Consider the following 8,868-nt stretch of genomic DNA (forward strand, 5'->3'; position numbering starts at 1 on the left):
TCACTACTGTATTGAGTGAGTTCGTCTTCCGCCATCAATACCAACCGTTCGTACTGTCCCACAGGTTTATTAATCTTCAAAAATATTTATAAATGATTATAGCCGACGATTCAGATCGGTACCTAATCCATCGGAGATCGCCAGCAACTGGATATCTTTTCACACCTTTGGATGGAACGAAATCCAGCGCGCTCTGGCGCATCTAGCGCGACAATCGATCGACATTACCAATTGTCAAAATTCCACTAGTGGCGACAATCGATTTTCCCAATGCCACCACCGATTAAAATCGCGGATGCAACCACGCGGAGGTTTCCGACCCATGGCTTGCACCAAGCAGGGGATAACAATGCAAAGTCCGCGAAGGCGGACTAGAAAAATAGTCTGCCTTCGCGGACTTTGCATTACTAGCCGAGACTGATAGTCTCCAGGCTAATCGTTGTCCCGAACTCAGGTTAATAAACTCTCCCGCGCCATTGTTTGGGTTTTTTCATGGCAGAAAGCAAAATTCTAAATACTGCTAAAGGATCGGCCAATGGCGATAGCCAAAATAACCCCGCCGCTAGTGAAAATCGAGCGCGATAATACGAAGGATAAACCGCCAACAGTAGCGCAAAGCGAATCGCCACTAAAAAGAGATTCAGATCGATCGCCAATCGGACACTCAGACTAGCATGCTCCCAGCCCCACACTCCAAACGCGATCGATAGCGGTAGCGGCAAACCTTGAACGAGGACTAATAACGCCACATCGCTCCACAATTGCGCCGGAGTAGTCGCATCCTTGAGATCCAACGAGCGTCCCCATTCCCGCCAAGTTTCCGCCATCCCCGCATACATGCGAACGCGAATCACCTTAGCACCATCCAAGAAGCCTACCTTAAAGCCCTGTCTGGCGGCATTCCGCGCCAGCGTAACATCATCGCAAAAAGATGTCGCCGCACTAGTATATCCATCCAACTGCACCAAGACCGATCGCCGACACAGAAAACATTGCCCGTTCGCCATCACGCGATCGGGCGATTGCGCTCTCACGCCTGAAGAATCAAAGCGATAGAGCAGTGTCATCAGTAGTGCGGGTTGCAGCCACCATTCGCCTGGATACTTGAGGATAAATTGTGGCGACAGGGATACCAGATCGTAACCTTCAGCCACGGCTGCCGCCACCAGACTCGCTACCAATCCCGGCTGCGGCTCGGTATCGGCATCGATGCCCAAAATCCACTCACTGTCTGGCGAACTAGCCAAGAAACCGTAATTCAACGCCCACGGACGACCGACCCAGCCAGCAGGCAAGGGATCGTCAGTCACCAATTTCAAGCGTGAGTCCGTCTCACCCGCCTCCTTAACCAGTTCGCGCGTGCCATCTTGGGAATTACTATCGACGATGAGGATTTCGCGCACGACATCGCCCTGAAGCCCCAATCCCGTCAAACACGGCGCGATCCGATCGACTTCATTAAGTGTGGGTACGACGACGCTGACGCTGCCAACGGCAGATCGATCGGCGTTAGCGAGCGGTGTCAGCGGCGGACGCCGCACCGCTCCTTTGATTAATCGCGACAGCAGGATGAAAGTAGCTGCACCTTGGCACAACAGTAACATCCAAGCACCGGCACCTACTACTGCCGCACTTCCTAAATTGTTCGACCAATCCATCTAGATATTATCGTTGGCGATCTGAACTGGAATTACCTCGGCTTCGAGTTCGGTGGTGACGGGGATCTGAGGTTGGGTCGTCGCCATTTGATAGAAAATCATTAGGGGCAAAATGCCCAAAACCAATCCTAACAAGGTCGTAATATAAAACCCAGCGGTAATACTCATAATCGTCGCAAACGCAAAGTTACCTGTGTATACGGCTAGTGGTAAGCCGAGTTGCTGGGGTGACAACGTTAACGGTTTCAACCGCCAGATGAAAGTAGCGACCGTCATAAATACAACCCCAGTTCCAAACCAACCTACAAAATTTTCGTAGGGCATTCCAAAAAATGCTCCAGGCTGTTCCCACACCCAAAATGGCATCGTCGTCTGACTCATCCCCGGATCGAGGACAAAATCCCATGAAGTTAATAATAGCGAGCCAAACCCGATCGCGCCGATATATTTGAGGATTTGGGGAATGGCAATGGTTTCCAACCCAGCTCTGGCGATCGTATAAGCACTAAAGCCAACATAAAACCAGGATAGGGGAATCGTAAATGGTACTAATCCCGCAATTTTGTAGCCCAATCCTGACAGATAATGATAATGTCCGAAGGGAAATCCAGTACTGGTACCTAATAACTCGGCGACCAATGACAAGCCGATCGCAGGTACCATAAATCCGAGACAATGCCACAGACCGAGAGTTCGATAAGCATATACCGCTACCGCGCCAGTGCCCAGTATCATGTATGCGACACCGCCACCAGCCATCGACAAACCAAAGGCTGTTTTACCAAAATCGGGCAATGCGGCAATAAAATCAGCGTTTGGTAATACCAGTAGTATTCCGGCTAACCCAAATGCCATGGAGATGATGTGCCCAATTAGAAGAGTTCGCTCGACACGTATAAGTTTTTCCATCGCTTGCGATCTTTATTTTTAAAGTTTACAACTCATGCAGATCGATCGGGGGAGTAGGAATCTGACTACTCGCTCGATCGTGTTAAGCCTATCTAAATTTTGCAGATTTGATAGGCACCATTCATAGCTTACAAATTTTTACTTAGTAGTATTAAGTAATACGAAGGTTAATTGCAACGATCCCCTCAATTTTGACTCACATCGCTGGATTTCATACCACACGAAATACATACATGTGGAAATTTTACGATCGATAGACGCGATTGCCCTCTATCAAGAGGATTAGATCGATCGAATCATGACCCGTTGGCAGACAGTGATGATAAGCGATCGCACTCAGACGGCGGCAGAGCCTCGAACCACCTTCAGCAGTCCATCCAGATCGAAAGCGGGTGGTCATCAGTTATGATAGAGGTTAACTTAACTTAAACTCACGGAGATCGTCGATCGATGGCAACCCTTAAAATCGTAGTTAATATTGTAGTAGCAGTATTTCTGCTCATATTTATCTTTGGCTTCTTGTCAAACGATCCTTCGCGGAACCCAACCAACCGAGATCTGTCTGAATAAGATAGTTCGGCTCGTTAGTTCATACCAAGGGGAATCGCAGCGTGGGGAAAAAGTCAGATCGGGATGTAACTCAGCGGGTTTGGAAAACCGCTTGGTATTTACTACTATTGTCTTACTACTCGATCGGTTTTTCTCTACGTCCGATAATGGCTGAATCGGTACCACCCCCAGCGATTCCGGCAAAATTAGCTCCAGTCCGCCGCCAATCGGCACCATTGACTTATAAAGTCGTTCAAGATGGTACCACTGGCACGCCACAAATCGATATTGCCGCACCCAATGGGACGATCGAACTCAACGCCAGCCAGACAGAATTTGATAATAATACGCAAATTGTCTCGGCTAACGGTAATGTAATCGTCCGCTTCAACAAAGCTTTGCTCAAAGCCGACAGATTGCGCGTCAATCTCAAAACTAGAATTGCCACAGCCGAAGGCAATGTTTCACTGCTGCGCGGCAAGCAAACTCTCTATGGTTCGCAATTTGAATACAACTTCGAGAAAGATAGCGGTAACATCCTCGAAGCGCGGGGAGATGTCTATCAGCCGACATTAGTCAGAGATCTCAATGTCTTATCCCCACAATCGGCAAGTGCGCCTGCTAACGTCACAGACAAGCCTTTTACCGAACCGTTATTGAGCGATCGATTGCGGGAAGACCAACCAGTTACTAATATTAGAAGTACTGGTAGCATTGGCATTACGACCAACGATCGCGATATCGAATATCAGCCGACCCTCAAACCCAGCGGTACGATTACACGATTGCGCTTTCAAGCTGATAAAGTTGACTTTGTCAGCGACCTCATCACGGCTGAAAAAGTCCGCATTACTAACGATCCGTTCTCGCCACCAGAACTTCAAGTCAAAGCCGACAGAGCGCAGTTCAAAACTGTAAATAGCGAAGAAAGCGAGATAACGGTTAATAATGCTCGGGTTAACGTCGAAAACAATTTTGAGGTGCCGATCCCGCGCGATCGATTCGTACTGAATAAATTAGGCAAAGATGCCGCTTCTAATCCATTTGCCAATTTTGGATTCGATACAACAGATCGCGGCGGCTTCTATCTGCAAACTAGTTATTATCCAGTTTTCGATCCCAGATTTCGGGTAACAATTACCCCGCAATATTATCTCCAACGAGCAGTTAGTGGTTTTAAAATATTCGACCCTTCAGTATTTGGCGTAGCAACAAATGTCGTCGGAAATTTCGGCCCAGATACGACAGTTGAAGCTTCAACATTATTAACCGGCTTCGATTTGGATAACTTTCCCAATCGGTTTCGCGGACGAGTCGATATCAGACAAAATCTCAGTTTGTTTGGTTATCCCCATCAATTAACGGGAGAAGCTGTCTATCGTCAACAAATTTTTAATGGTTCGTTGGGCTACCAAGACGTGCAATCTAGTTTTGGGGGGATTCTCACTTCCAGTATTATTCCGATCGGCGGTACGGGGGTAAACTTAAACTATCAAGTTGGCGGGCAATTGATTACCGCTAATACCGATCGGCAAAATATAATTAGTGCGAATACAGCTCTCGGTCTGGCAACACTAGAACGCTATCAAACTGAAGCAAATCTAACTAAAAGTTTCCGACTGTGGGAGGGTCGAGGCTTGCCCGCAGATAATAAAGAAACTTATAACTATAGCCCCATTCCCGTCGTTCCTTATCTCCAACTTAATACTGGAATTAAAGGTGGGTATAGTGGCTATAGTAATGGTGATAGTCAATCATTTATAGGCTATAACGTTGGTATTCAGGGTCAGCTTGGTAATTTCTCAAAATCGAGTTTTGACTATACCGGATTTAATATAAATTACTATCAACAATATCCAGGAGCTGGGACTTCACCCTTCTTATTCGATCGCTTAGTAAATAATCGAGTCTTATCAGCAGGCATCAATCAACAAATTAGCGGCCCGTTCCGATTAGGAATTCAAACCTCTTTCGATGTAAATTCCGGCCAACAAATTAGTACTGATTATTATGTAGAATACAGCCGCAGAACTTACAATTTGGTCGTGCGTTATAATCCAGTGCTGGGACTGGGTTCGATCGGCTTTAGGCTCAATGATTTCAATTGGGATGGATCTGCGCCAAAATTTTAGTAATTTAAAAACTGAATTTAAAACAGTAACGTACTACCTATCGAAGATGAGTACTGTCATATTTTAATGCAGATGGCGAGCGATCCGGAGTATAAATTATGCGATCGACTATCGACTATTAGGTAACTATACTCAAATATTTACTAGATACAAATTATCGACATCATCATTAGCTAATTCGGTGCGTTACGCTGTGCGATAGCGACGCATCGACCTGGAGGTGTCCTCCAGGTTGTGTGCGTCAAGACAACACACCCTACGCTATTATCAACTAACTGCTTTATCGAGTGTTATCAATTATCAACTATCAACTATCAATTAATATGAACCCTCGCCAACTAGTATTATACGCCCTCAAAGATTTGGAGACTGGTAGCTTTACAGATGTAGTAGTCGATCGATTATTAAGTAAATTTCAATTATCAGATCTCGATCGCCATTTATTCACCGAATTAGTCAATGGGATCGTGCGCCGCAAGCGTACCTTAGATGCGATTATCGATCGATTAGCCAAACAACCAGCCCATCGCCAACCGCCTAATTTACGGCATTTATTACGGTTGGGATTGTACCAGCTTAGATATCTCGATCGTATCCCTGATTCAGCAGCGGTGAATACGACGGTAGACTTAGCCAAAACTAATGAACTTGGCGGTTTAACTGGTGTCGTTAATGGAATTTTACGCCAATATATTCGATTGCAAAACGATCGGCAAGAGGTCTTGGATTTACCAGCAGATCCGATCGCGCGGCTGGGTATTTTATATAGCTTTCCTGACTGGCAAATCGCCCAATGGATTGCCGAATTAGGTGAGGTTGAAACAGCGGAATTATGTCAGGCTTTCAATCGCGTCCCGACGATCGATCTGCGAGTTAATAGCCTGAAAATTGAGTCAAACTTGGGCTTAGATACGCCGCAAATTGGCAGATTGCAGGATCGACGCGATCGCTTAATCGAGATCTTTGAAGCTGCGGGGGTTAACGCTATCCCTATTCCCGATGTACCGCAAGGCTTACGCTTTGTTGGTAATGTCGGGGCAATTAGTCAATTACCTGGCTACCAAGCAGGGTGGTGGACGATCCAAGATAGTAGCGCGCAACTCGTGACTCATTTACTCGATCCTCAACCTGGTGAAGTTGTCATTGATGCTTGTGCGGCACCTGGTGGCAAGACGACACATATTGCCGAATTAATGGGTAATACGGGCACGATTTTGGCACTCGATAAAACCGCGTCGCGCTTGAAGAAATTGCAACAAAATCTCGACCGATTAGATTTATCTACAGTCAAAATTCTCACTGGCGATAGTTGTGGTTTTGATGAATTAATTAATACCGCCGATCGCGTATTACTAGATGCGCCATGTTCCGGTTTGGGAACGCTCCACCGTCGAGCCGATGCGCGCTGGCAAAAAACACCGGAGCAAATTCAGGAATTGGCACAATTGCAAGCAAAATTACTCGCCAATACCGCCACTTGGGTCAAACCGGGTGGCGTACTAGTCTACGCTACCTGTACGGTTTGCGCGATCGAAAATGAGGATGTCATCGAACCGTTTTTAAAAACTCATCCCGAATGGCAGATCGAGCGTCCGCCAGCAGAATTTCCCCTCGCGCATCTGGCTAGCGATCGAGGCTGGCTGAAGGTTTGGCCGCACCGCCAGCAGATGGATGGCTTTTTTATGGTCAAACTTCGCCGCTCGACTTAGCCGAGCTAGATTGACTGGCCATCGATCTGTATGTGACATCGAGATCTTCAATTATTTGCTATAGATTAATAGTAATTATTCTTAGTAACTAATTGACTGCAAAAAAATCGAACCGCGAGCATACGCTCGCCGATCCGAATTTACCGATCCTTAATTTTAGAGAGGAGAACGTCAAACTAATGACTATCAGACTCAAGCGAACCAATGCTGTCAGTGACCAGTCATCCATCCCCGATTGCGGTCGTGTGACTTGTCGAGATGAGTGGCTAACTTGAGAACCTGCAATTACTATACATTAATTGAGAATCTTTATCAATACTTTGAGCGAAATTAGTAGTAATATTGGCGATCGCGATCGATTCTGCTACCCGAGCCAATACCTACACACACTTCTAGTATGCTGATAAATAGTAGCTGTTAACGGATATGACTGATATGGATTGGCGCGAAATTGCTGGGGGCGTAACGGCACCCAGAGGCTTTAGAGCAGCGGGAATTACCGCCGGACTCAAAGCTTCTGGATTGCCGGATCTGGCTTTGATAGTATCTGATGTAGACGCGATCGCGGCTGGTGTGTTTACCACCAGTCAGGTACGAGCGGCTTGTGTCGAGTATTGCCGCCAACAACTAGCGATCGAGCGCAGCGCGCGTGCCATTCTTTGCAATTCGGGGCAGGCAAATGCCGCTACTGGCGAAGGTGGGTGGGCAGATGCGATCGCCAGTGCCAATGCATTAGCTAGTGCCCTCAATATCCCCCCTGCAGCAGTCTTGCTCGCGTCAACTGGGGTAATCGGTCAGCGGATTAAAATGGATGCTTTAATCGCTGGCATTCCGAGTTTGATTGCCGCCGCCTCGCCGACGGGTGGGGATGCTGCCGCCAAGGCGATTATGACGACAGATTTGGTGAGTAAATCGATCGCGCTGGAAACGACAATTGGCGATCGAGTGGTGCGGATTGGCGGGATGGCTAAGGGATCGGGGATGATTCATCCCAATATGGCTACATTACTGGCGTTCGTGACTTGCGATGCCGCCGTCTCGACGACGTTGTGGCAACAAATGCTCGGTCGCGCTGCTGACAAGAGTTTCAACCAAATTACTGTAGACGGCGATACCAGTACCAATGACACGCTGATCGCCCTTGCCAATGGTGAATCGCGGACTCCCGCGATCGTCCAAGCCGGAGCCGAAGCTGATAAACTCGAAGCGATGCTGACGGCGGTGTGTCAGTATCTCGCCAAAGCGATCGCGCGCGATGGGGAAGGTGCTACCTGTTTGATTGAAGTGGGAGTGTTAGGGACGACCACCGATCGTGAGGCACGGCAAATCGCTCGGGAAATTGCCGGATCTTCGTTGCTCAAAGCGGCGGTATTCGGGCACGATCCTAACTGGGGACGGATCGCGATGGCGGCGGGTAAAGCTGGCGTATCCTTCGACCAAAATAATTTGGCTGTGAGTCTAGGCGATATTCCGTTAATGGCTAACGGTCAGCCGTTGGAGTTCGATCGCGTGGCAGCTAGTAATTATCTCAAGGCGGCTACTCAAGGGGAGTATCTTAAGACTGATACGGTGCTTATTTCGGTGAGTGTGGGTAATGGGAGTGGGTCGGGTATCGCCTGGGGCTGCGATCTCAGCTATGACTATGTCAAGATTAATGCTGAATATACTACTTAGAGGATGTCTGAAAACTCAATTTTGTTAAGCTCCAACCCTAGACGATCCCCCCTGTCTTGTCTCGCTGTCTTGAACCAAACAGTCGGGAAACAAAGGCGTGCGCGAGCCGCTAGCCCCCTTAAAAGGCAGGAACCGGATTTTAAGTCCCCCTTTTTAAGGCTACCGTGTATACACATCTTTGGTGAGAAGCGAAATTGGTGTGAATCCCCCTAAATCACCCTTAAAAAGGGGGACTTC

At 47.6% G+C, this 8,868-nt stretch carries 7 protein-coding genes; 4 read left to right on the forward strand and 3 right to left on the reverse strand.

The genetic code is table 11. The features are described from left to right. Window positions 1-455: 455 nt before the first annotated feature. From cruG to RMO84_RS12745, 3 genes are all read right to left on the reverse strand, one after another. Window positions 456-1,658 carry a 2'-O-glycosyltransferase CruG gene (gene cruG, locus RMO84_RS12735; RefSeq protein WP_310488826.1) on the reverse strand — a complete coding sequence of 401 codons (1,203 nt, stop codon included), beginning with the start codon at window positions 1,656-1,658 and terminating at the stop codon, window positions 456-458. Then, window positions 1,659-2,567 (reverse strand): gamma-carotene 1'-hydroxylase CruF, encoded by a 909-nt coding sequence (cruF, locus tag RMO84_RS12740; protein ID WP_310488827.1) that lies wholly within the window; start codon window positions 2,565-2,567, stop codon window positions 1,659-1,661. A gap of 244 nt (window positions 2,568-2,811) precedes the next feature. Beyond that, a complete protein-coding gene (locus RMO84_RS12745; RefSeq protein ID WP_310488828.1) occupies window positions 2,812-2,967 on the reverse strand; it encodes a hypothetical protein in 156 nt (51 codons plus the stop codon). 50 nt (window positions 2,968-3,017) lie between these two features. Between RMO84_RS12745 and psbI the strand changes: the two genes are divergently transcribed. The 4 genes from psbI to argJ all read left to right on the forward strand — a co-directional run bounded on the left by psbI (window position 3,018) and on the right by argJ (window position 8,631). Then, window positions 3,018-3,137, forward strand: coding sequence for a photosystem II reaction center protein I (psbI, locus tag RMO84_RS12750; RefSeq protein ID WP_310488829.1), 120 nt, complete (start codon window positions 3,018-3,020; stop codon window positions 3,135-3,137). A gap of 41 nt (window positions 3,138-3,178) precedes the next feature. After that, the gene (locus RMO84_RS12755) at window positions 3,179-5,248 is read left to right on the forward strand and encodes a DUF3769 domain-containing protein (protein ID WP_310488830.1); all 2,070 of its coding nucleotides are present in this window, start codon (window positions 3,179-3,181) and stop codon (window positions 5,246-5,248) included. Window positions 5,249-5,571: 323 nt separating this feature from the next. Further along, window positions 5,572-6,957: a 16S rRNA (cytosine(967)-C(5))-methyltransferase gene (locus RMO84_RS12760; protein WP_310488831.1), complete on the forward strand. Its 1,386-nt coding sequence runs from the start codon at window positions 5,572-5,574 to the stop codon at window positions 6,955-6,957. Window positions 6,958-7,383: 426 nt separating this feature from the next. Beyond that, a complete protein-coding gene (gene argJ / locus RMO84_RS12765; protein WP_310488832.1) occupies window positions 7,384-8,631 on the forward strand; it encodes a bifunctional ornithine acetyltransferase/N-acetylglutamate synthase in 1,248 nt (415 codons plus the stop codon). Window positions 8,632-8,868: the final 237 nt, after the last annotated feature.

It is taken from the genome of Chamaesiphon sp. VAR_69_metabat_338 (genome assembly GCF_031423935.1).
GTDB lineage: Bacteria > Cyanobacteriota > Cyanobacteriia > Cyanobacteriales > Chamaesiphonaceae > Chamaesiphon.

Bases quoted from the DNA above. Each gene is read 5' to 3' on its own strand.
- cruF (WP_310488827.1), bottom strand. From the start codon at position 2,567: ATGGAAAAACTTATACGTGTCGAGCGAACTCTTCTAATTGGGCACATC.
- RMO84_RS12760 (WP_310488831.1), top strand. From the start codon at position 5,572: ATGAACCCTCGCCAACTAGTATTATACGCCCTCAAAGATTTGGAGACT.
- cruG (WP_310488826.1), bottom strand. From the start codon at position 1,658: ATGGATTGGTCGAACAATTTAGGAAGTGCGGCAGTAGTAGGTGCCGGT.
- psbI (WP_310488829.1), top strand. From the start codon at position 3,018: ATGGCAACCCTTAAAATCGTAGTTAATATTGTAGTAGCAGTATTTCTG.
- argJ (WP_310488832.1), top strand. From the start codon at position 7,384: ATGACTGATATGGATTGGCGCGAAATTGCTGGGGGCGTAACGGCACCC.
- RMO84_RS12745 (WP_310488828.1), bottom strand. From the start codon at position 2,967: ATGACCACCCGCTTTCGATCTGGATGGACTGCTGAAGGTGGTTCGAGG.